Genomic DNA, 22776 nt, shown 5'->3' on the forward strand with positions numbered 1-22776 from the left:
CGCCTCAGTGGGGACCGTCGGGGACCGGTGCGACCTCCTCGACCCTCCACCCGCCGTCCACCCACCGCAGCGAGAACCGCATCGGCGCCCCCCGGGCCGCCGCGACCGGCCGCGCCACCCCTGCCGGGTCCACGACCGCGTATGCCGACGTGTCCACCACCGCATCGATGGTCGCCCGGGCGCCGGGGACCGTGGCGAGCGCGTGTGCGCTGCCGACCCGCAGGCGCACGCCGCGGTAGGACTGGTGCCGTGCCCGGACCGCGTCAACCAGGGCCAGGTCGGCAGCCTGCGCCGGTGAACCCGCGACATCGAGGTCCGCGAGGCCGGCGAGGTCGGTGTCGCGAGCGCCGTTCAGGGCAGCCGCGCGTCGATCCGCCAGTGCCTGCAGGAGCCCCCGCGGGTCGCGCCGCGCCGCCAGTCGATCCGAGGCCAGGTCGGTGGGCCTCGCCGCGGTGACCGCAGTGACCGCGCTCCCGACGTGAGCGGTGGCTCCTGGCGTTCCAAGACCGCCAGGACCGCCCAGCCCGCCGAGCCCGCCCAGGCCGCCGAACGCCACGACACCGGCTGCCCCACCGACCACGACGACCACGACGACCGCCGACCCCACCAGCCAGCCCGGCAGTGCTCGTCGGCGCCCGGGACGAGAGCGCGGACGATGTCGGTGCCTTGGCGTGCTCCCCCGCACCCGACCCGGCGCACGGGATGCGCTCCTGCGTCCGTGATCGGCTGGCGTCGTCGCCGGTGGGGCCGCCGGCCGCACGTCGCGCAGCCGCTGGGTGAGCAAGGAGGTCTCGTCGGTGCCCACCACGAGCCGCAGCGGCTCGCACGGAGCGGAGTCGAAGTACGCCACCGCCAGCTCGGTGGCTGTCGGCCGTAGCGCCGGGTCGCCAGCGAGGGCCCGATGGGTCACCGACTGCCACGCGTCGGGCAGCCCGGGCGCCAGCTCCCCGAGCGGGGCGCGCAGCGCCACGGGCCCGGGCGGCTGCCCGGTGACGCACCACCAGGCCAGCGCGCCCGCGGCATACACGTCCGACGCGCTCGTGGGCTCAGCGCCGGCGGCGACCTCCGGAGCGACGAATCCCGGTGTGCCGTAACGGTCCTCGGGGCCGTGGCCGATGAGCCGCGCCACCCCCAGGTCGGCGACGAGCGGGCGACCGTTGCGCTCGAGCAGGACGTTGCCCGGTGACACGTCGCCGTGGACGACCCCGACCGCGTGCAGCCCCGCCAGCGTCTGCGCCACGGGGGCCAGCACGGTCACGGACTCACCCACGCTGAGGTGACCTCGGGCCGTGACCGCGCCGTGGAGCGAGCCCCCCGGTGGCACGGTCGAGCACGATCGCGAGCTGCGGCGGGTCGGTCTCGAGCGCACGTGCCTCGTGGAACGCGACCAGGCCCTCGACGGCGACCCGGCTCAAGACGGCCAGCTCGCGAGCCGCCTGGTCGGCCGCAGCCACACCGCCCACCTGGACCACCTTGACCGCCACCGGCACCCCGTCGTGGACGCGCTCTGCCGCCCACACCGTGCCTGCACCACCGACCCCGAGGACGTGCAGCAGGCGGTAGCCCGGAACCTCTGGTCGGTCCCCCAGGCCCATCACGATGTCCATCACCATGTCCCTCCCCATGTCCCTCCCCATGTCAGCCACTATGCCCACTGCGCTCGCGGAGCCCAGCCGGTTGTCCACAGGCCTGGGCCGGACCGCCCGTGGGCGCGGCGTACGCTGGGCGCCATGCGTTTCGAGCACCTCGGCTTCGCCCCGGACTTCGTCGACTACCAGTCGGCGTGGGACCACCAGCGCGAGATCCACGCCGGTGTGGTCGCGGGCGCCGAGGACACCGTGCTGCTGCTCGAGCACTCGCCCGTCTACACCGCGGGCAAGCGCACCGAGCCGCACCAGCGCCCCTTCGACGGCACGCCTGTCGTCGACGTCGACCGGGGCGGGCTCATCACCTGGCACGGTCCCGGCCAGCTCGTCGGCTACCCGATCGTCCGGCTCCACGGCGTGCCCATCGACGTCGTGGCCCACGTCCGTCGCCTCGAAGAGGTGATGATCCGGGTGTGCCGTGAGTTCGACGTCGAGACGACCAGGGTCGAGGGACGCAGCGGCGTCTGGGTGCCGGCCGACGACCAGCCCGGCGGTCGACCCGACCGCAAGCTCGGCGCCATCGGGGTCAGGGTGAGCCGCCAGGTCACCATGCACGGCTTCGCGCTCAACTGCGATGCCGACCTGTCGTGGGCCGACAACATCGTCGCCTGCGGCATCGACGACGCCGGGGTGAGCTCGATCAGTCGCGAGGCTGGTCGAGTGGTGACGGTCCAGGACGTGCTTCCGTATGCCGAGAAGCACCTCGCCGACGTCCTCGCGCCACCGCCCCGGGGCTAGCCCTTCGGGACCATGGCCGCACCGGGCGTACCCTTGGAGGACGCCCGGTCACCTCCGGGCGGACCTGTGCCCCGCGGCATACCCCGCTCGGCCGCACTGAGGAAGGCAAGGGAGCTTCGTGACCATCGCACCCGAGGGCCGCCGTCTGCTGCGCGTCGAGGCGCGCAACGCCGAGACCCCCATCGAGCGCAAGCCGGAATGGATCCGGACCACCGCCAAGATGGGCCCCGAGTACACCAAGCTGCACTCGATGGTGAAGACCGAGGGCCTGCACACGGTGTGCCAGGAAGCCGGCTGCCCGAACATCTTCGAGTGCTGGGAGGACCGCGAGGCGACCTTCCTCATCGGCGGCGACATCTGCACGCGGCGCTGCGACTTCTGTGACATCGCCACCGGTCGACCGCTCGAGCTCGACGTCGACGAGCCGCGCCGGGTGGCCGAGTCGGTCGCCCAGATGGGGCTGCGGTACTCCACGGTCACAGGAGTGGCCCGCGACGACCAGCCCGATGGCGCGGCCTGGCTGTATGCCGAGACGATCCGCCAGATCCACGCCAAGAACCCCACCACCGGGGTCGAGATCCTGCCCCCCGACTTCGGCGCGAAGCCCGAGCTCGTCGGTCAGGTGTTCGACGCCCGTCCCGAGGTCTTCGCCCACAACCTCGAGACCGTGCCGCGCATCTTCAAGCAGATCCGGCCGGCCTTCACCTACGACAAGTCCCTGCGGGTGCTGTCGATGGCGCGCGAGGCCGAGCTCGTGACCAAGTCCAACCTCATCCTGGGCATGGGCGAGGAGGACCACGAGGTCGAGCAGGCGATCCGCGACCTGCACGACGCGGGCTGCGACATCCTCACCATCACCCAGTACCTCCGCCCCTCCAAGCTCCACCACCCGATCGACCGGTGGGTCAAGCCGGAGGAGTTCGTGCACTGGAGCGACGTGGCCCAGGAGCTGGGCTTCAAGGGCGTCATGGCCGGACCGCTGGTCCGCTCGTCCTACCGCGCCGGCCGGCTCTGGGCGACCGCCATGGCCAAATGGGGCCGCCCCATCCCCCAGCACCTCGAGCACCTCGCGGCCGCAGCGGGCGACCCCGCCCGCCAGGAGGCCGCTTCGCTCCTCGCCGCGCGGCGTCCGGCCGCGTTGGGTGCACCTGCCTGACGACCCGTATCCTGACCCCTATGGCCCGCAAGGATTCGCAGCAGTCAGACACGCCCTCGAAGCAGGGGCGTGTCGCCCAGGTCCGCCAGGTGTACACCGCAGCTCGACAGGTGGACCGCACGATCCCGTGGTGGATGCTGCTGGCCGCACTCGGGGTCATCGTGGTGTGCGTCGGCGTCGGCGTCGTTGTCGGGCACTGGCTCTACGCCCTGGTCCTCAGCATCCCGCTGGCGTTCCTCGCCGCGCTGCTCGTCCTCAGCCGCAGGGCTGAGCGGGCGGCCTACCGGTCGCTCGAGGGCCAGCCCGGGGCCGCCGGAGCCGCGCTCGGCTCGCTGCGCCGTGGCTGGTACTTCGACCAGCAGCCGGTCGCCGTCGACGGCGCCCGCGGCGCACGGCCCGAGGACATGGTCGGGGCCGCGTTCGTCTACCGCGCGGTCGGTCGCCCTGGGGTGGTCCTCATCGGCGAGGGGCCGGACGCCCGGCGCGGCAAGCTCCTGGCCACCGAGCGCAGGAAGATCGAGCGGGTCGCTCCCGGGGTGCCCGTGGTGGCGGTCGTCGTCGGTGATGGTGCCGACCAGGTGCCGGTGCGCAAGCTCAGCACCAAGCTGACGCGGATGAAGCCTGTGCTGACCAAGGAAGAGGTCTCGGCCGTCAACAAGCGCCTCAAGTCGCTCGGCGGCCTGCGCCCCCCGATCCCTGCGGGCATGGACCCGCTGCGAGCCCGGGTCGACCGCAAGGCGATGCGCGGGCGCTGAACCCGCTGAAGCCCGGCTGTCGCGCAGCCGGCTCAGGCGAGGTACCGCTCCACGATGCCGGCGAACCGGTCGTGCGAGCCGGGCGCCAGGGCCATGGCTGCGCGTGCCACCTCGAGCTCCGCGTCCGTCGGGACATGGAGCTCCTCCGAACCACCGTGGAGCGCCTGGACGCGGTAGTCGCCGTCCTGGGGTCTGTGCGCACGGCGTGCGAGAAGTCGCCCGCGAAGAAGAACAGCGAGGTCTCGCCCTGCCGCACGCTCGGGGCGCGGGGCTGGACGATGACGTCGCCCGCCTCGACGAGTCGCGTGTCAGCACCAGATCGTAGGACTCCCAGGCTGCGGCCGAATGCCACACCACGACCTCGGCCTCGTGGCCCCCGGGCACGCAGGGTCGCGGCGAGCTGCGGTGGCTCGGGGTCGGTGCACGCGGGGTTGGACCAGGTGCAGAGGGCGATGCGGCTGCTCACGTCGGCATTCTGCCTGCCTCGGGGCTTGCGTCGGGGGCTTGCCTCGGGGGCATACGCGATATAACGTGAGTTTCGACAACGCGATATAGCGCGAGAAGGGAAACAGCTCATGAGCGAGGAATGGTCGATCGACACCCCCCGGGTGCTCGACATCGGGGACGACGGCGAGCGGGTGCGGCAGCTCAGCGTGGCCATCGTCGGTGGACGGGTGGACGTGGTGACCCACGCCGACTCCCCGACCGCCCGCGTGGAGGTCTCGCGGGTGGAGGGGTCCCCCCTGACGGTCAAGTGGGACGGCTCGACCCTCAAGGTGACCCACGGCGTGAGCTCGTCGAGCATCATCGACAAGGTCCGCCACGCCTTCGACGGGCTCGAGCGCAACAAGGCCTTCATCAGCATCTCGATCCCGGAGGACGCCCGGACGTCGGTCAGCACCGTGAGCGCCAGCGGGCTGCTCGCCGGGATGCGCGCCGGTGCGCGGGCCAACACCGTGTCCGGTGCGATGACCATCGACGACGTCACCGGCCCGGTCGACGTCAACACCGTCAGCGGCGACGTCGAGTGCGGCAACGTGCGCGGGTCGTTCACGGTGCACTCGGTGTCAGGAGCGGTCACCGCCCAGGCCAGCCAGACACCCGAGGTGAGCATCAACACGGTCAGCGGCGACATCACCCTCGACCTCACCAACTCGGCGGCGAGGATCACCTCCAACTCGGTCTCGGGTGACGTGACCGTGCGCGCCCCGCACGACGGCTACGACGTGACCGTCAACACCGCCTCCGGCCAGGTCGTCATCGACGGTCGCACGATCGACAAGCACGCTCGTCGGACGGTCAACCGCCTCACCGACGGCGACGGCAGCCTGCGACTCAAGGCCAACGCGGTGTCGGGCAACGTGGTCGTCCTCAAGGCCGCTCACGGGACCGCCGGGGCGGCATCGGGGGCTTCGGCATGAGCCCGGTGTTCGCCCACGGCCAGCTCCGGCTCTACCTGCTCGCCCTCCTCGACGACGGGCCCAGGCACGGCTATGAGGTGATCCAGGACCTTGAGCACCGGTTCAACGGCCTCTACTCCCCCAGCGCCGGCACGGTGTACCCCCGGCTCGCCAAGCTGGAGGAAGAGGGGCTGGTCGAGCGATCCGAGGAGGGCCGCAAGGCGATCTACCGGATCACCGACGCGGGGCGCGCCGAGGTGCGGGCCCGCCGCGACGACCTGTCGAACCTCGAGGCCGACCTCGACCTGTCGGTCCGCGAGCTCGCCGAGCAGGTGCGCTCACGGGTGCGCGGGCAGACCAGCGACCTGCGGGCCGAGCTCAAGGCGGCCGCCCAGGAGGCGCGACGGACCGCTACTCCCGTGGGCGGGTTCGACGGGTGGGGCGACGGGGACCCCCACGCGGTCCGCGAGGTCGAGGACGCCGTGCAGCAGCTGCGGCAGGAGGCGCGCACGGCGTGGAAGCGCCACGGGATCACCCCGGCCCAGACCCGCGAGATCGTCGACATCCTCGCCGACGCGACGAACCGGATCCGCGAGGTGGTCAGGTCCGGACGATGAGGGTGCCGGCCGCCTTGTCGTGCAGACCGCGACCGTCGCCGTCCCAGAACATGGCCGGCAGGAACAGGCACAGCAGCACCGTGCGCACCAGCACCTGGAACGACCGCGCCGGGTGACCGTCTCGCGACAGCACCCGCAGGCCCACCACCCGGTGGCCGATGGTGGAGCCCAGCGTGCTCAGGAGGACGAGGTTCTCGACCGCGAAGATCGCCAGCGGTGTGAACGAGTGGGGGCCGGCCTGGCCGAACGGGACACCGAACACGCCGAACGCGACCAGCTGACAGAGGGTCCAGTCCACGAGGGCGGCGACCAGCCGTCGGCCGAACCGGCCCATCGAACCGGCGCCGTCGCGCGGCATACCGAGACGCTCGCCGGGGTATGCCGTGGGCGCACCGGTGCGCGAACCCGGCCCCTCGAGCCATGAGCCGACGTCCTTGCGGTCAATCACCTGACCAGCCTCCCACGGCGTAACACCGGCGAAACATTCGGGTCATGGGCGAGAAATCCCCACCCGTTAGGGTCGTTGCTGACACCCCGGGCTTTCGTGTGCCCGACCCACCACCAGGAGGTTGGTTTGTTCAGCAATGCTGACGAGGTCCTGAAGTTCATCAAGGACGAGGACGTCAAGTTCGTCGACGTGAGGTTCTGCGACCTGCCCGGCGTGATGCAGCACTTCAATGTGCCCGCACAGAGCGTGACGGCGGACTTCTTCAAGGAAGGCCAGATGTTCGACGGATCCTCGATCCGCGGCTTCCAGGCGATCCACGAGTCCGACATGAAGCTCATCCCGGACCCGACGACGGCCTACCTCGACCCGTTCCGCAAGGAAAAGACGCTCATCCTCAACTTCTCCATCGTCGACCCGTTCACGGGCGAGGAGTACTCGCGAGACCCGCGCAACATCGCGGCCAAGGCCGAGGCCTACCTCAAGTCGACCGGGATCGCTGACACCGCGTACTTCGGCGCCGAGGCCGAGTTCTACATCTTCGACGACGTGCGCTTCGAGACGAAGCAGAACGCCGGCTACTACTTCATCGACTCCGTCGAGGCGGCGTGGAACACCGGTCGGGTCGAGGAGGGCGGCAACAAGGGCTACAAGACCCGCTACAAGGGCGGCTACTTCCCGGTGCCGCCGGTCGACCACTACGCGGACATGCGCGACGAGATGTCCCTGGCCCTCGAGGCCGCCGGTCTCACGGTCGAGCGCGCCCACCACGAGGTCGGCACCGCGGGCCAGCAGGAGATCAACTATCGCTTCAACACGCTGAAGCAGGCCGCCGACGACGTGCTGAAGTTCAAGTACATCGTCAAGAACGTGGCGTGGCACGGCGACAAGACGGTCACCTTCATGCCGAAGCCGCTCTTCGGTGACAACGGCTCGGGCATGCACTCCCACCAGTCGCTGTGGAAGGACGGCGAGCCGCTGTTCTATGACGAGCGCGGTTACGGCGGCCTGTCCGACCTCGCCCGCTGGTACATCGGTGGGCTGCTCAAGCACGCGCCCGCCGTGTTGGCGTTCACCAACCCGACGGTCAACTCCTACCACCGGCTCGTCCCGGGCTACGAGGCGCCGGTCAACCTGGTCTACTCCGCGCGCAACCGCTCCGCCTGCGTGCGCATCCCGATCACGGGTGACTCCCCCAAGGCCAAGCGCATCGAGTTCCGCGTGCCCGACCCGTCGGCCAACCCCTACCTCGCGTTCTCCGCGATGCTCATGGCCGGCCTCGACGGCATCAAGAACCGCATCGAGCCCCCGGAGCCGGTGGACAAGGACCTCTACGAGCTCCCGCCCGAGGAGCACGAGCAGATCCAGCAGGTGCCCGGCTCGCTGCCCGAGGTGCTCGACGCCCTGGAGGCCGACCACGAGTTCCTCCTCGAGGGTGACGTGTTCACCAAGGACCTCATCGAGACCTGGGTCGAGTGGAAGCGCAAGAACGAGGTCGACCCGATCCGGTTCCGCCCCCACCCGCACGAGTTTGAGATGTACTACGACCTGTAGGACCAACCGCAGGTCAGGGGTTCGCGCCGGGGTGGTCCACCCGCGCGGCCCCGACCAGAGGCGGAGCATGAGGGTGGTCGGTCTCGTCCGGCCACCCTCGTGCTGTCTCCCCTCCCGACCACGGCCGGGTCCTCAGTGACAGCCAGTGATCTTGTAAAGCTTCGTCGAGCCTGCCGAGGCCACGGGCGTGGTCAGCCAGAAGCCCGGCGGGATCAGCATTCCCGTCGCTGACCGACGTCCAACCGGCGGATTCAGCGACACCGGTCGCACGTTGAGGATCCACCCGATGTGAGCCTTCTTGACGACCGCGCAGATCCGAGTGTGGTTCCGGTCGAAGACGAGGTGCGCCGACAGGTAGGCCGCGTTGGGTGTCCCCGTCAGGTAGACGGACGTCATGTACACCGGCTTGCGCCCGGAGTACGCGTAGAGCAGCGCCGAGCCGTCGCGGGGGTCGTTGAGGATGTACTCGTCGGGGGCGACGACCTCGGGCAGGTGCTCGTAGAGCTTGACCTGATCCGGACTCACCAGGCTGTACGCGGGGTTCGTCGATCCGCCGGCAAGGGTGCGCTCCAGATAGCTGACGTGAGCGGGGAGGTTGATGACGAACACCGCCACGATCGCGGCGCAGGCCGCCAGCACCACGTCCCTCCTGGTCCGTCGTGCGACGCGGTCGACGTGCCTTCCGCCACCGAACATCCGCTCGAGGTGGTGAGCAACGATCGACCACACGAGGGTGGCACCCATGACTCCCAGCAGTACGCCCGCGATCGGGACGACGCCCGCCGTCCGGTTGCGGTCGCCGTACCAGAGTCGCGTGATCTGCCGGAGGTCGGGATTGCGGCTCGTCGCCGTGACGACATCGATCGCGACGGCGACCAGGTAGACGAGCGGAATCCAGAGCGTTCGCCAGCGACGACACGACATCGCGAGGCCGACGAGGACAAGTGCCGCGACGACCAGGCCAGGAGTGGTGTGGGACGGCCCGTTGAGCAGGTAGCCGTTCACGCTTTCAGCCGTGGTCTCGGTGATCTGCCAGTGCACGGTGACGAACTTGGCGTTCGTCCAGGGGCCGAACCACAGGGCCGGCGTGACGCACAGGGCGCCGAGGCATGCGATTGCGCTCAGCGCCCGGAGGTATGCCGGGTGCGCACGCCAGAGGGCGTGCCTGGCGAACAGGAAGGCGCTGAGGAGGGTGAGCTCGGGGATGATGACGATGAGCTCGCGGGGATGGAAGAGCACCAGCGCCACTGCGGACAGGACGAGCAGGACGGTCCCGTGCCACCGTCGACCGAGGGACTGTTCGGTCGGAAGCTGCAGCATGCCGAGGACTCCGGCGAAGAGCAGGGGCGCGAACGCCAGGGCCCCGGCGGTGGGCCACAGCACACCCCAGCCGAGCGGGTCCCAGGGAAAGCCCCAGAAGGCCTGGGTGAGTGCGGCGGCCGCCAGGGTGGTCACCCGCTGCGTCGCAAACACCTGGCGCACCAGCACGAGGATCGCGCTGGGCCACAGCGCCCCGGCGATCAGGGTGGCAGCGATGTTCGAGGCCGCCACGGCGTGCACGCCGGTCGCCTGCATGAGGAACACGGCCACGGCAGCGAAGCCCGTCGGGTAACCGGCGACGGCGACGGGCACCCCGGTGAAGGTGGCAAAGCTCTGCGGGGCGACGCGCTCGTTGACGAAGGCCGCCTCGATCCCGTTCACGTGGAACATCGCGTCGATCGTCTGGGAGACGACGCCGAGGTCCCCATGACATGCCCACATGACGGTCACGGTCGACAGCACCATGGTGAGCAGCAGAGCACCGATCTCGAGCACCGGGGGCTCGCGACGCCAAGCCCCAAGGGCGGACGCCACGCCGGGCCGCCGGGCCGATGGCACTCCGGATCGTGAACGGCCGGGGGCTCGTGAGCCTCGCGACGCGCGGACCGTACGCACGACGATGCCTGCGACCCCCGCGGCGACAAAGGACCCGCAGATCGGCAGGAGTCGCCAGGGGATGACCGCAGCCGCAGCAGCGAGAAGACCGAAGCTGATGGGCATCGCCGCAAGCACGGCGTTTCGTGGCCGTAGGCCCCAGCAGGCGGCCACGAGCACACCGAGCACGGTGAGGATCAGCCAGGCGACGACTGTGACGCTCACTCCTGCAAGCACCGTCATAGTTCGCGAGCCTCTGTGGGGCGCTCCACCTCGAGAACGGGAGCGGGGATTGCGTGCATCCTAGGGTCGCGCCGACGCTGCTGACCTCGTCGACACGCCACACGAAGGAGGGTAGCCGCGTGGCCTGGAGGTCGGTGTGGGGGCTGGGCCCGCGACCGAGACCACAACCCGAACCGTGCACGGTCAGAGGACGACCTGGGCGCCCATCACGACGGTGCGGTGCTCGGGCAGGCTGAAGTACTGGCTCGGGTTGGCTGCGTTGTGGGCCAGTCCGATGAACAGCCGTTTGCGCCAGGTGGGCATCCCCGCCACGGTCCCGCGCAACACGCTGATCCGGGACAGGAAGTAGAAGGCCTCGTCGAGGTCGACCTCGAGTCCCTGATCCTGCGCGATGCGCAGGGCTGCGGGCACGTCCTGGTCGTCCTGGAAGCCAAAGCTCAACCGCACCCGGCTGATGGCGCCCAGGGGGCTGGTCAGCGGCTCGACGGTGCAGCGCTCGCCCTCAGGGACGTGCGGCACGTTCTCCGACTGGGTCGAGACGATGACGACCCGGGCGTGGATCACGTGGTTGGCCGCCACGTTCTCACGCAGCGCGAGCGGCGTCGTCTGGTCCGGCGGGTGCACGAAGATGGCCGTGCCCGGCACCACGCTCACCTCGCTCCCGTCGAGGGCTGCGATGAAGTCGGTGAGCTGACCCTCGAGGTTGGTGCGTCGCTCCGTGACCAGGATGCGGCCGCGCTGCCAGGTGAGCATGAGCGTGCCGATGGTGGCGGCGATGAGCAGGGGCAACCAGCCGCCGTGCGTCACCTTCGTGAGGTTGGCGGCGAAGTAGATGAGCTCGAGCAGGCCGAGCGGCAGCCCGACGGCGACCAGCTTGGCGCGCGACCACTCCCAGGCGGACTCGGCGTAGATGAGGAACAGCGTGGTGGTGAGCAGGAAGGTGCCGGTGACGGCAAGCCCGTATGCCGTGGCGAGCTTGCCAGAGGACTGGAAGAGGACCAGCAGGAGGAGCACGCCGGCATACAGCGACCAGTTGACGGCGGGCACGTAGATCTGGCCGCCCTCCTGCTGGGAGGTGTGGCGCACCGTCAGCCTCGGCAGGTAGCCGAGCCGCTCGGCCTGCCTCGAGACCGAGAAGGCACCCGAGATGACGGCCTGGGAGGCGATGACGGTGGCCGCGGTCGCGAGCACGACCAGCGGCAGCTGCATCCAGCTGGGAGCAAGGAGGAAGAACGGGTTGGCGATCGAGGCCGGCTTCTCGAGGATGAGCGCACCCTGCCCCAGGTAGTTGAGGGTCAGGGCGGGGAACACGAGCCCGAACCACGCACGGCGGATCGGCGCCCGGCCGAAGTGGCCCATGTCGGCATACAACGCCTCGGCACCGGTGATCGCGAGGACGATCGCGCCCATCGCCACGAACGCGATGAAGGGGTGGTCGACGACGAACAGCACTGCGTAGCTCGGCGACAGGCTGCGCAGGATCGCGGGATCGTGAGCGATCTGCACCACCCCGGTCACCGCTAGGACGCCGAACCACAGGACCATGATCGGGCCGAAGAAGCGGCCCACGATGTGGGTTCCGTAGCGCTGCACGACGAACAGGACGGTGATGATGGCCGCCCCGAGGGGTACCTCCAGGTGCGACAGGCCGGGCGCGGGCACCGCGAGGCCCTCGATCGCCGACATGACCGAGATGGCCGGCGTAATGACGCTGTCGCCGTAGAACAGCGAGGCACCGATGACCCCCAGGATCATCACCAGGGCGAACCGCTTGCCTTCCGGACGCACCGTCCGCCGGGCCAGCGCGGCGAGTGCCATGACCCCGCCCTCGCCATCGTTGTCGGCGCGCAGGATGAACACGACGTACTTGGCCGAGACGACGACCAGGATGGACCAGAAGACGAGCGAGATGACGCCGTAGACGTCGCTCGGCGTCGACTTGACGATCCCGCCGTCGATCGCGAAGACGGTCTGGATCGCGTACAGCGGGCTGGTGCCGATATCACCGAAGACGACCCCGAGAGCGCCGAGCGCCAACACCATCCAGCCCTGGCGATGATCCCGATCAGTAGACACAGGGTCACACCCTATCGGCGTCGAGAATGCGAAATCCCCCGACCGGTCGGTCGGGGGACTCGCTTGGGACCCAAGTCCCGGATGCTGTCTGGGTCAGATGCCCTTGACCTTCTCCGCCTGAGGACCCTTCGGGCCCTGCGTGACGTCGAACTCGACCTTCTGGCCTTCCTGCAGCTCGCGGTAGCCGCCGCCGCTCTCGATGGCCGAGTAGTGCACGAAGACGTCAGCGCCGCCACCGTCCTGCTCGATGAAGCCGAAGCCCTTTTCGCTGTTGAACCACTTCACGGTGCCTGTTGCCACTGGTGTTGCCTCTTCTTGTTAGCGAGGTCTCCCGTGTGGAGACCTCAGGCCGCCGATGGTCACGACGCGCGGCACGCGAACCTTCGCGTAGCGACTGCGTCGTGCCGAGCCCGAAACTGCGTGGACTTGGAACGGCAACCGGAATGACGGTAGCAGCCTGCGGGGCAGTTGACCTCTTTCCGCGGCGCGCCGCCCGCTTGCTGGACCTCTTCGGGGGTCGCACCGGAGCGACCCGGGGGTTGTTGATGGGGCAGATGCCCCATGCCTGACCGCACCCGCGCGTCGACCATGGGATGACTCGACAAGGGAGGAACCATGAAGCCCACATCCACGCACAGCCCCACCCTCCGTCAGGACCGCGGGCGAGACCTCGCGACGAGGTTCAACCGATCGGTCTTCGGTCGCTGGATCGAGACATCGGCCGGACGAAGGTTCCGCGTCGTGGCCGGGGTGCTCTGGGCCGGGGTCGGTCTGGCGCTCTGGGCCAGCCCAGCCGGGAAGGCCGCGTTGGCCTTCAGCGTGCTCCCGCTCTCGGCCGGCCTGCTGGACATCTGCTGGGTCAGCGCGGCCCTGGGTGGACCCTTGCGCGGCTCTGCCTGCCGACGCCTGGCCGCGCGACCCGCCGATACCTGAGCGGGCAGCGACGAGGGAGCTGGTCGAGCCCGAGCGCGTCCACAGCCCCAACTCAGCCCCATGGGACTAGCGTTGACGACGTGCCCGATCTGACCCAGGAGCCGGCCCCCGCGAACCACTCCACCTCCACCTCGATGCTCGCGTCTGCAGCAGGCGCGGGTGGTCCGACCTGGGTACGGCTCGCCGTCGCCGCAGTGGCCGGTCTGGTTGTCGGCGTGGCCTTGTCGTTTCCGATGACCTGGCAGTACGGGCTGCTCCTCGGGTGGGTGAGCGCCGCGGCTGTCTTCGTCGTCTGGACGTGGGTCACCGTGTGGCCGATGAATCCCGCCGCGACCGCCAGGCATGCCGTGCAGGAGGACCCGGGCCGAGCGGCCACCGACCTCATCATCCTCGCCGCCGCAGTCGTCAGCCTGGGCGCGGTCGGCCTCCTGCTGCTGGGCGGCTCGAGCGCGGGGGGCGGCAAGGACATGCAAGCGGGAGTCAGCGTCCTCGGCGTGGCCTTCGCCTGGGCTGCCGTGCACACGACGTTCACGACCCGGTACGCCCGGTTGTACTACACCACGCCGAAGGGCGGCATCGACTTCAACGAGGACGACCCGCCGCGCTACCGCGACTTCGCGTACTTCGCCTTCACGATCGGGATGACGTTCCAGGTCTCGGACACCGAGATCAGGACCAAGGAGATCCGCGCCACCGTCCTGCGGCACGCGTTGCTGTCATACCTGTTCGGCGTCGTCGTCATCGCCGCGACCATCAACCTGGTGGCGGGCCTGAGCAAGTAGCCGGACGCCACCGCCCTCCGGCCCCACCCGGTATGCCGGACGGTCGCCGCCCGCGGCGCCGACCGCGCGACCGCTCTGGACACCGACGCCGACACCGACACCGTCAAGTCGGTCGAGAACCGAGACGTCTTCCTCCATCATCGGAGCGATGCGCTCGAGAAGGCGATCCCACACGTCCACCCTCATGACCTCCCCTGCCGTGCGTCGGTGTCTGGCTGCAGGATGAAGCATGCTGCACGCCGTCCCCGGCCGCCACGCCGCGCGGCGCCCAGTCACCCTTTGACGGAGTCGGCCCGTCCGTTCGGCTGACGACGCAAACGGTGCCATCCGGGCAGATCGGACCAGGTCGGCGCCCTCGCCTACGCACCCCAGACCCGTCGTCATCCGCTCACAACCGCGCAGTCCTGAGCTCGACCGCGATCTCGAACCAGACCGTGGTGCCCGCCGAGGTCCGATGGGCCCCGAACGAGTCGGCGATCGCCCGAACCAGCGACAGGCCGCGACCACGAACCGCCATGGCGTCGGCGCCCGTGAGCAGCGGCTCCCCCCGGTTGCCGCTGTCGGCGACGGTCACGGCGAGCACCCCGGAGTCGAGGTCGATCGTGAGGTGCGACTCCGTACCAGCGTGCAGGACGGCATTGGTGATCAGCTCCGAGATCCCCGTCACGATCGTGTGCTGGTCTGGCTCCGTCACCCCCCAGTCGTCGAGGTACTGGCGGGCCCAGTCGCGCGCGGCCTTCACCGACTCGGGCATCGGTGGCACGACGATGGCGGCGCGGCGGTGCCCGTCCGGCGAGCGGCCCACCGCGAGCACGGCGCAGTCGTCCTCCTGGCCGTAGCCCGTCATCATCGAGTCCATCACCCGTTGCGCCACCGTGCGGGGGCTCCCCGGCGGCAGGGCGTCGATCGCCTCGAGCAGCCGCTGCTCCCCGCGGTCGAGGGCCTCTCCGCGTCGCTCGATCAAGCCGTCGGTGAAGGCCAACAGCATGTCGCCCACCCCGAGCCGCAGCCGGTGGACGGGCCGCTCGCCCCCGATGCCGAGCGGGGGGCCGACCTGCATGCCGACAAACGTCGCGCGCCGTGCGCCCTGGCTGCGCGCTTCGTGGCCGAAGAGGAGCGCCGGCAGCGGATGGCCGGCGCTGGCCAGTGACACCTCGCCGCTGTCGGGGTCGACGATGCCGTAGAGCATGGTGACGAACAGCTCTCCACCGAACGCCAGTCCCGGCCGGGCCCGATTGCTGCCCAGCGGCATCGAAGCCGGCCACAAGGCGTCGAGATCCCGCACGACCCGATCGAGGGCCGCCATGACCGCGCTGGCATCGCTCGAGATGAGCGCCGCTCCCCGCGCCGCCGCGCGCACTTGACCCATGACTGTGGCGGCCATCACCCCCCCTCCCGACGACATCACCGATGAGGACCGCGAGCCGACCATCGCGGAGGAAGAACGAGTCGTAGAAGTCGCCGCCAGCGACCGCGCCGAGGGAGACGGGTTCGTAGCGGGCGGCGACGCTGATGGCATCGGACTGCGGAAGGTTGGGGGGCAGCAGTGTCCGTTGCAGCAGCTCGGCGGTCGTGCGCTCGGCGTCGTAGACGACGGCGCGGCTCAGAGCCTCAGCCACGAGCTCGGACAGGGCGCTGACCATGGTGGCCACGTCGGCCGGGATGGGCGCCGCCTCACGCGAGACGACGAGCACGGCCTGGGCGGAACCAGCCCGCAGCGGCAGTCCCACCAGCTCGCCGTTCCCGGACAGGTGGGGTCGGCCCTCGGCGACGACCTGGGCGACGAACGGCGCCAGGTCCTCGCTCAGCTCCGACCAGATCAGGGGCAGCCGCTCCTCGTCGGGCGAGAGCTCCTCGATCCGGTGTCGGCGCGCCATCCGCCACCTTCCCGGCCCGGGCGACGGCAGGCAGATGGTGGCCACGATGGCGTCGAGGGCGACCATCGACTGCCGCAACACCACCTTGCAGACGTCGTCGACGGTGACGGCCACCGCAAGGAGCGTCGCCAGCTGCGCGATGGCCTGCGCCCGCCCGATCGCGGCCGTGGTCTCGATCACCACGTGGAGGACGGCGACGACCGTGCCGTCGTCGTCCAGCACCGGCGACCCCGAGCGCAGGAAGTACCCGACATCGGCCAGATCCGCGCTGCGGTCGAGGCCCCGGCGCAGCGACAGCTCGGTGCTCTCCTCGAGGAAGGACTCACGCCGGTTCAGCACCGCGTCGAACAGCGAGCCGACGTCGGGGTGGTCCCACACCTCGGCCACGACCTTGCTGGCGGGCTGGGCGAACGCCCGCGGGTGCTTGCTGCCCAGCAGCTCGGCGAAGGCTGCGTTGTAGAGCATGGTGAAGTCCTCGCCGCAGAGCAGCGCGATGGGTAGCCGGCAGTCGAGCGCGAGCTCCCACGCATGGCTGAGCTGGGTCGGCCACTGGTCGCGAGGACCAAGTGGGGTGGACGCCCAGTCCCACTTGTCCGCGAGGTGCCGCGCATCGGATGCCCTGCCGTATGCCACCGTGAGCGCCCTCCCTCCCCCGAAAGGGTATGGCCGCGGCGTTCCACGCGGCGGGATCACCGGCAACTATTTCGGGTGATCTCGTCCCATCGCGACGGCCGCGGCCTCGGGGCTGACCTCGCTCACGAGGAAGGCCCACTCCCACGCCACCTGGCGCCACGCGTCATACCGGCCACTCTTGCCACCGTGCCCGGCGACCATCTCGGTGCGGAGCAGGATCGGTCGCTCCGCCGGGTCGCCGGCTGTCGCCTCCCGAAGCCGCGCCACCCACTTCGCGGGCTCGGTGAAGTAGACCCGGGTGTCGTTGAGCGAGGTCGTCGCCAGCACCGAGGGGTAGACCGCGCCGTCCCGGACGTTCTCGTACGGCGAGTAGGACTTCATGTACGCGTACACGTCCGGGTCGGCCAGCGGGTTGCCCCACTCCTCCCACTCCACGACGGTGAGCGGCAGCGTCGGGTCGAGGATCGTGGTCAGGGCGTCGACGAACGGCACCGCGGCGTGCACGACTCGGAACCGGTGCGGCGCCAGGTTGACCGCCGCGCCGATGAGCAGACCACCGGCCGAACCGCCCTCCGCGGCCAGGCGATCCGCCGCGACCCAGCCGCGCTCCACCAGGTGGTCGGCACAGGCCACGAAGTCCGTGAAGGTGTTCATCTTGTGCTGGAGCTTGCCGTGGTCGTACCACGCCCGGCCCAGCTCACCACCGCCGCGCACGTGTGCCACGGCATAGACGAACCCGCGCTGGAGCAGCGACAGCCGCGCCACCGAGAAGTGGGGGTCGGTGGACAGCTCATACGACCCGTATGCCGTGAGCAACCCCGGGTGGGAACCGTCCGGCTGCGTGCCCACCGGGTAGACGAGTGAGATCGGCACCCGGGTCCCGTCGGCCGCTGTCGCCCACTCGCGGCGTTGCTCGAAGGCGGCCGGGTCGTAGCCGCCCAGGACCGGCTGCCGCTTGAGCAGCGTGGACCTGCGGGTGGCGAAGTCGTAGTCGAGCACGGTCCGCGGAGTCACCATCGACTCGTAGACCACCTGCAGCGTGCTGGTCCGCGTCTCCGGGTTGTCGCCCAGGGACACCTGGTAGACCGGTTCGTCGAAGGCGAGGTCGTGCACGGCCCCGAACCCGGTGGGCGAGGTCGTGTCGCGCTCCAGCACCCGCAAGGCGGTCAGCCCGTCCTTGCGCAGCGACAGCACGGCGACGTCGTCGAACGCGTCCACGCCCTGGAACCGTTCGCCCTCGGCACTACTCAGTAACGGCTGCCACTGCTCGTGGGTCGTCGCGTCGAGGGGCGCCCAGGCGAGGTCGGAGTCGAGGTGGTCGGCGTTGTGCACGATGAGGAGCCGGTCGCCGGCGACCTCGACGTCGTACTCGACGCCCTCACGGCGGGGCGCCACGACGCGGAGCTCACCGAGCGGTTCGGCGGCGTCGAGGATCCGGATCTCGGAGGTCGTCTTGGACCCCAGGCCGACCAGGATCCACCGGTCGTCGCGGGAGGCGCCGACCCCCATCCAGAAGCGCTCGTCCGACTCCTCGAGGACGAGCACGTCGGCCTCGCTCGCCGTGCCGACCTCGTGGCGCCACACCTGGTGCGGGCGCCAGGTCTCGTCGACCCGGGTGTAGAAGAGGTACCGCCCGTCGAGGGAGAACACGCAGCCGTAGCCGATCTCCTGCACAGCATCGTCGATGACCGCGCCCGAGCGAAGGTCCTTGACCCGCAAGGCGAACCGCTCGTCGCCCTCGGTGTCGACGGCATAGGCGAGCAGGGTGTGGTCGGGGCTGACCGTGAGCGCCCCGAGGGAGAAGAACTCGTGGCCCTGGGCCTCGAGGTTGGCGTCGAGCAGGACCTCCTCACCCGCCACGGGGTCGGAGGGCTCGGGCATCGGGCGGGGCTGACCCTCGACCTTGCGGACCCGGCACTCGATGCCGTACTGCTGGCCCTCCTGGCTGCGTGAGTAGTACCACCACGGACCGCTGGCGACCGGCACGGACAGATCGGTCTGCTGCGTCCGGGCCCGGATCTCCTCGAAGATCTCCTGGCGCAGCGGCTCGAGGTCGGCGGTGACCGCCTCGGCATACGCGTTCTCGGCCTCAAGGTGGGCGATCACTGCCGGGTCGTCCTTGTCCCGCAACCACTCGTAGGGGTCGACGAAGGTGTCACCGTGGTGCAACCGCGTGGTCTCCTTGCGGGTCGCCCGCGGAGGCGCCAGGGGTGTCCGGGATTTCCAAGGTGTGCGTGGATCGGCCGCAGGAGTGCTCACCTGCGCACCCTATGCGACGCCCCGTCCGAGCCGGAGCGCCAGACGCGGGCTCACCCAGCCAGGCAGCGGGCTCCGAGAATGACCTTGAGGTCGCCGAAGAGGGACTCGGTGGCCGACACGCGGTAGGAGTCCTCGAGCCGCATCAGGACCGACCGCCCCGGTTGGCTCAGTCGCACGTGCACCTCGGTGGAACCCGGATGCGAGGCGAGCACCGACTTGAGCTCCTCGATCTTGCCCGTGGTCGCCCGGTTGGTGTCGATGGTCACCACGACCGGCCCCCGCGGACCCTCGGAGATGTCGGGCAGGGTGAGCTCGGAGGCGTAGATCGTCGGCGTCTCGTCACGGCGGTTGACCCGGCCCTTCACCACGACGACGGCATCGTGGGTGAGCATCGTCGAGACGGTCATGTAGGCGGAGGGGAAGAACAGGCACTCGATGGCACCCTCGAGGTCCTCGACCGTCACGATCGCCCACAGGTCGCCCTTCTTGGTGCGCTTGACCTGCAGGCCCGTGATGAGCCCGGCGATCGTGACGTTGGCCCCCTCGGGCTTGCCGTCCTCGCCCATGAGGCTGGCGATCGAGGTGTCGGCGTGGGAGCTCAGCACGTGCTCGATGCCGAACAGCGGGTGATCGGAGACGTAGAGCCCGAGCATCTCGCGCTCGAACCCGAGCAGGGTCTTCTTGTCCCACTCGACGCCCGGGATGGGCGGGAGCACCGAGAAGTCGACCGACTCCCCCGCACCGTCGCCGTCGCCGAACCCGAAGCCGGAGAACAGCGAGTCCTGGCCGATGGCCTCCTGGCGCTTGATGTCGATGAAGTTGTCGATGTAGTCCTCGTGGACGCGGTACAGCCCCTGGCGCGACTCCTGGAGGCCGTCGAACGCCCCGGCCTTGATCAGGGACTCGATCGTGCGCTTGTTGCACACGACTGCCGGGCACTTGGACAGGAAGTCCTTGAAGGAGGTGAACCGCCCCTTCTCCTCGCGCGCGGCGATGACGGCCTCGACCACGTTGTGCCCGACGTTGCGGATGGCCTGCAGCCCGAAGCGGATGTCGGTGCCGACGGCGGCGAACCGGCCGACCGAGTCGTTGACGTCGGGCGGCAGGACCTTGATGCCCATGCGCCGGCACTCGCCGAGGTAGAGCGCGGACTTGTCCTTGTCGTCACCGACGCTGGTGAGCAGCGCGGCCATGTACTCGGCGGGGTAGTTGGCCTTGAGGTACCCGGTCCAGTACGACACCAGCCCGTATGCCGCGGTGTGGGCCTTGTTGAACGCGTAGTCCGAGAACGGGACCAGCACACCCCACAGGGCCGCGATCGAGGCCTCGTTGAAGCCCTTGGCCTTCATGCCCTCGGAGAACGGGACGTACTCGGCGTCGAGCACCTCCTTCTTCTTCTTGCCCATGGCCCGGCGCAGGAGGTCGGCGCTGCCCAGGGTGTAGCCCGCGAGCTTCTGGGCGATCTCCATGACCTGCTCCTGGTAGATGACCAGGCCGTAGGTGGTCCCCAGGATGGGCAGGAGGGCGTCGATCATCTCCTGCTGGAGCTTGCCCTCGAGCTGCGGGTCGAGCGGCGTGAGCGCCTGCTTGCCGTTCTTGCGGAGCGCGAAGTTGGTGTGGGCGTTGACGCCCATGGGACCGGGCCGGTAGAGCGCGAGCGCCGCGGAGATGTCCTCGAAGTTGTCGGGCTGCATCAGCTTGAGCAGCGTGCGCATGCCACCGCCGTCGAGCTGGAAGACGCCGAGCGTGTCACCGCGCGAGAGCAGGTCGTAGGTCGCCTGGTCGGTCATGTCCTTGGACAGGGCGTCGAGGTCGATGTCCTCACCGCGGTTGGCCGACACGTTGTCGATGGCGTCATCGAGGATGGTGAGGTTGCGCAGGCCGAGGAAGTCCATCTTGACCAGCCCGAGCGACTCACAGCTCGGGTAGTCGAACTGCGTGATGACCTGGCCGTCCTGGAGCCGCCGCATGATCGGGATGACGTCGATCAGCGGCTCGCTGCTCATGATGACGCCGGCGGCGTGCACGCCCCACTGGCGCTTGAGCCCCTCGAGCCCGAGCGCGGTGTCGACGATCTCCTTGAAGTGCGGCTCGGTCTCGACCAGCGCCCGGAAGTCGCCGCCCTCGTTGTAGCGCTTGTGGTCCTTGTTGTAGATCTCGGACAGCGGCACGCCCTTGCCCATGACGTCCGGCGGCATCGCCTTGGTCAGCTGCTCGCCCACGTTGAACGGGTGCCCCATGACGCGGGCGGCGTCCTTGACCGCCTGCTTGGCCTTGATCGTGCCGTAGGTGACGATCTGGGCGACGCGGTCGGCGCCGTACTTCTCGGTGACGTACTTGATGACCTCACCGCGGCGGCGCTCGTCGAAGTCGACGTCGAAGTCGGGCATCGACATGCGCTCGGGGTTGAGGAACCGCTCGAAGATCAGCCCGTGCGGGATCGGGTCGAGGTCGGTGATCTTCATGGCGTAGGCGCACATCGAGCCCGCCCCCGAGCCACGACCGGGACCCACCCGGATGCCGTTGGCCTTGGCCCAGTTGATGAAGTCGGCGACGACGAGGAAGTACCCGGCATACCCCTTGGAGACGATGACCTCGGTCTCGAAGGCGGCCTGCTTGGTGGCGTAGTCGGGGACGCCGCCGGGGAACCTCTCGACCAGGCCCTGCTGGACCTCCTTGATGAACCAGGACTCTTCGTTCTCTCCCGGCGGGCACGGGAAGCGCGGCATGAACCGCCCCTCACCCTCGGTGAACGAGATGTCGCACATCTCGGCGATGAGCAGGGTGTTGTCACAGGCCTCGGGCAGCTCGCGCCACGTGTGGCGCATCTCGGCCGGGCTCTTGAGGTAGAAGTCGTCGGCGTCGAACTTGAACCGGCCCGGGTCCATCAGCGTCGAGCCCGACTGCACGCACAGCAGCGCGGAGTGCGCCTTGGCGTCCTCTGGGCTGGTGTAGTGCAGGTCGTTCGTGGCGACGAGGGGCAGTCCCAGCTCGCGGGCCAGGCGCAGCAGGTCCTTCTGCACGCGGCGCTCGATGGACAGACCGTGGTCCATGAGCTCGGCGAAGTAGTTCTCGGCGCCGAAGATGTCCCGGAAGTCACTGGCCGCCTGGAGCGCCTCGCGGTACTGGCCGAGCCGCAGACGGGTCTGCACCTCACCGGACGGACAGCCCGTGGTCGCGATCAGACCCTGGCCGTACTGGCTGAGCAGCTCGCGGTCCATGCGGGGCCACTTGGCGTAGACCTGGTCGAGGCTGGCCAGCGAGTCGAGCCGGAAGAGGTTGTGCAGGCCGTTGTTGTTCTTGGCCAGCAGCGTCATGTGGGTGTAGGCGCCCGAGCCCGAGACGTCGTCACCGGACTGGTGGTCCTCGCCCCACTTCACCCGCGTCTTGTCGGTGCGGTGCGTGCCCGGGGTGACGTAGGCCTCGACGCCGATGATGGGCTTGACTCCGGTGCCCTGGGCCTTCTTCCAGAACTCGTAGGCACCGAAGACGTACCCGTGGTCGGTCGTCGCGAGGGCCGGCATCCCCATCTCCGCGGCCCGGGTGAACAGGTCGCCGATCCGCGCCGCGCCATCGAGCATGGAGTACTCGGTGTGCACGTGAAGATGGACGAACGAGTCTGACTTCGATCCAGAAGCGGTGCTCGAACCTGATCGGGAGGCGGGCTGGGAGGACATCGGGACGAGTCTAAGCCGCGCCACCGACTGCCCCTCGGCGTGTCGGCCTCATGTCGGCCTCGTGTCGCGGC

18 protein-coding genes are annotated in these 22776 nt (G+C 69.7%); 9 read left to right on the forward strand and 9 right to left on the reverse strand.

The features are described from left to right. Nucleotides 1–4: 4 nt before the first annotated feature. Nucleotides 5–1270 carry a serine/threonine-protein kinase gene (locus GKE56_RS06650; protein WP_230209241.1) on the reverse strand — a complete coding sequence of 422 codons (1266 nt, stop codon included), beginning with the start codon at nt 1268–1270 and terminating at the stop codon, nt 5–7. Further along, on the reverse strand, nt 1263–1607 hold the full coding sequence (locus tag GKE56_RS06655; protein ID WP_154683866.1) for a hypothetical protein: 345 nt from the start codon (nt 1605–1607) through the stop codon (nt 1263–1265). The genes GKE56_RS06650 and GKE56_RS06655 overlap by 8 nt, the downstream gene beginning before the upstream one ends. 123 nt (nt 1608–1730) lie before the next feature. Here GKE56_RS06655 and lipB point away from each other — a divergent pair, with 123 nt between their 5' ends. The 5 genes from lipB to GKE56_RS06680 all read left to right on the forward strand — a co-directional run bounded on the left by lipB (nt 1731) and on the right by GKE56_RS06680 (nt 6312). Beyond that, entirely contained in the window at nt 1731–2384 is a 654-nt protein-coding gene (gene lipB / locus GKE56_RS06660; protein ID WP_154683867.1) for a lipoyl(octanoyl) transferase LipB, read from the forward strand. Nucleotides 2385–2502: 118 nt separating this feature from the next. Then, the gene (lipA, locus tag GKE56_RS06665; protein ID WP_154683868.1) at nt 2503–3540 is read left to right on the forward strand and encodes a lipoyl synthase; all 1038 of its coding nucleotides are present in this window, start codon (nt 2503–2505) and stop codon (nt 3538–3540) included. Nucleotides 3541–3560: 20 nt separating this feature from the next. After that, nucleotides 3561–4295, forward strand: a complete 735-nt coding sequence (locus GKE56_RS06670) for a DUF4191 family protein (RefSeq protein ID WP_154683869.1) — start codon at nt 3561–3563, stop codon at nt 4293–4295. A gap of 575 nt (nt 4296–4870) precedes the next feature. After that, the gene (locus GKE56_RS06675; protein WP_154683870.1) at nt 4871–5716 is read left to right on the forward strand and encodes a DUF4097 family beta strand repeat-containing protein; all 846 of its coding nucleotides are present in this window, start codon (nt 4871–4873) and stop codon (nt 5714–5716) included. Further along, nucleotides 5713–6312: a PadR family transcriptional regulator gene (locus tag GKE56_RS06680; protein WP_154683871.1), complete on the forward strand. Its 600-nt coding sequence runs from the start codon at nt 5713–5715 to the stop codon at nt 6310–6312. The genes GKE56_RS06675 and GKE56_RS06680 overlap by 4 nt, the downstream gene beginning before the upstream one ends. Here the strand turns inward: GKE56_RS06680 and GKE56_RS06685 are convergent. Beyond that, complete coding sequence (locus GKE56_RS06685; RefSeq protein WP_154683872.1) at nt 6296–6760, reverse strand: RDD family protein; 465 nt, start codon at nt 6758–6760, stop codon at nt 6296–6298. The genes GKE56_RS06680 and GKE56_RS06685 overlap by 17 nt on opposite strands. A gap of 126 nt (nt 6761–6886) precedes the next feature. On the opposite strand from GKE56_RS06685, the gene glnA reads away from it, so the two are divergent. Then, the gene (glnA, locus tag GKE56_RS06690) at nt 6887–8311 is read left to right on the forward strand and encodes a type I glutamate--ammonia ligase (protein ID WP_154683873.1); all 1425 of its coding nucleotides are present in this window, start codon (nt 6887–6889) and stop codon (nt 8309–8311) included. A 132-nt stretch (nt 8312–8443) separates the two neighbouring features. Here glnA and GKE56_RS06695 read toward each other — a convergent pair whose 3' ends face one another. From GKE56_RS06695 to GKE56_RS06705, 3 genes are all read right to left on the reverse strand, one after another. Next, nucleotides 8444–10450, reverse strand: coding sequence for a DUF6541 family protein (locus tag GKE56_RS06695; protein ID WP_154683874.1), 2007 nt, complete (start codon nt 10448–10450; stop codon nt 8444–8446). A 201-nt stretch (nt 10451–10651) separates the two neighbouring features. Next, nucleotides 10652–12544: a potassium transporter Kup gene (locus GKE56_RS06700; protein ID WP_230209242.1), complete on the reverse strand. Its 1893-nt coding sequence runs from the start codon at nt 12542–12544 to the stop codon at nt 10652–10654. 93 nt (nt 12545–12637) lie between these two features. Continuing rightward, a complete protein-coding gene (locus GKE56_RS06705; RefSeq protein WP_154683875.1) occupies nt 12638–12844 on the reverse strand; it encodes a cold-shock protein in 207 nt (68 codons plus the stop codon). A 315-nt stretch (nt 12845–13159) separates the two neighbouring features. Between GKE56_RS06705 and GKE56_RS06710 the strand changes: the two genes are divergently transcribed. Both GKE56_RS06710 and GKE56_RS06715 read left to right on the forward strand, forming a co-directional pair. Next, complete coding sequence (locus tag GKE56_RS06710) at nt 13160–13477, forward strand: hypothetical protein (RefSeq protein WP_154683876.1); 318 nt, start codon at nt 13160–13162, stop codon at nt 13475–13477. Between the two features lie 80 nt (nt 13478–13557). Next, on the forward strand, nt 13558–14259 hold the full coding sequence (locus tag GKE56_RS06715) for a DUF1345 domain-containing protein (protein ID WP_230209243.1): 702 nt from the start codon (nt 13558–13560) through the stop codon (nt 14257–14259). 388 nt (nt 14260–14647) lie between these two features. Here the strand turns inward: GKE56_RS06715 and GKE56_RS06720 are convergent, their stop codons facing one another. After that, nucleotides 14648–15643 (reverse strand): ATP-binding SpoIIE family protein phosphatase, encoded by a 996-nt coding sequence (locus GKE56_RS06720; protein ID WP_195908267.1) that lies wholly within the window; start codon nt 15641–15643, stop codon nt 14648–14650. Here GKE56_RS06720 and GKE56_RS06725 point away from each other — a divergent pair. Beyond that, the gene (locus GKE56_RS06725) at nt 15627–16637 is read left to right on the forward strand and encodes a hypothetical protein (RefSeq protein ID WP_195908268.1); all 1011 of its coding nucleotides are present in this window, start codon (nt 15627–15629) and stop codon (nt 16635–16637) included. The genes GKE56_RS06720 and GKE56_RS06725 overlap by 17 nt on opposite strands. Before the next feature lie 198 nt (nt 16638–16835). Here GKE56_RS06725 and GKE56_RS06730 read toward each other — a convergent pair whose 3' ends face one another. Beyond that, nucleotides 16836–19028, reverse strand: a complete 2193-nt coding sequence (locus GKE56_RS06730) for a S9 family peptidase (RefSeq protein WP_154683879.1) — start codon at nt 19026–19028, stop codon at nt 16836–16838. A 50-nt stretch (nt 19029–19078) separates the two neighbouring features. Then, nucleotides 19079–22705 (reverse strand): DNA polymerase III subunit alpha, encoded by a 3627-nt coding sequence (dnaE, locus tag GKE56_RS06735; protein ID WP_154683880.1) that lies wholly within the window; start codon nt 22703–22705, stop codon nt 19079–19081. Between the last annotated feature and the right edge of the window lie 71 nt (nt 22706–22776).

It is taken from the genome of Nostocoides sp. HKS02 (assembly GCF_009707485.1).
Lineage (GTDB): Bacteria > Actinomycetota > Actinomycetes > Actinomycetales > Dermatophilaceae > Pedococcus.

Coding starts and splice junctions, on each gene's coding strand:
- GKE56_RS06680 (WP_154683871.1), top strand. CDS start 5,713: ATGAGCCCGGTGTTCGCCCACGGCCAGCTCCGGCTCTACCTGCTCGCC.
- GKE56_RS06725 (WP_195908268.1), top strand. CDS start 15,627: ATGACTGTGGCGGCCATCACCCCCCCTCCCGACGACATCACCGATGAG.
- GKE56_RS06670 (WP_154683869.1), top strand. CDS start 3,561: ATGGCCCGCAAGGATTCGCAGCAGTCAGACACGCCCTCGAAGCAGGGG.
- GKE56_RS06720 (WP_195908267.1), bottom strand. CDS start 15,643: ATGGCCGCCACAGTCATGGGTCAAGTGCGCGCGGCGGCGCGGGGAGCG.
- GKE56_RS06655 (WP_154683866.1), bottom strand. CDS start 1,607: ATGGACATCGTGATGGGCCTGGGGGACCGACCAGAGGTTCCGGGCTAC.
- dnaE (WP_154683880.1), bottom strand. CDS start 22,705: ATGTCCTCCCAGCCCGCCTCCCGATCAGGTTCGAGCACCGCTTCTGGA.
- GKE56_RS06710 (WP_154683876.1), top strand. CDS start 13,160: ATGAAGCCCACATCCACGCACAGCCCCACCCTCCGTCAGGACCGCGGG.
- lipB (WP_154683867.1), top strand. CDS start 1,731: ATGCGTTTCGAGCACCTCGGCTTCGCCCCGGACTTCGTCGACTACCAG.
- GKE56_RS06675 (WP_154683870.1), top strand. CDS start 4,871: ATGAGCGAGGAATGGTCGATCGACACCCCCCGGGTGCTCGACATCGGG.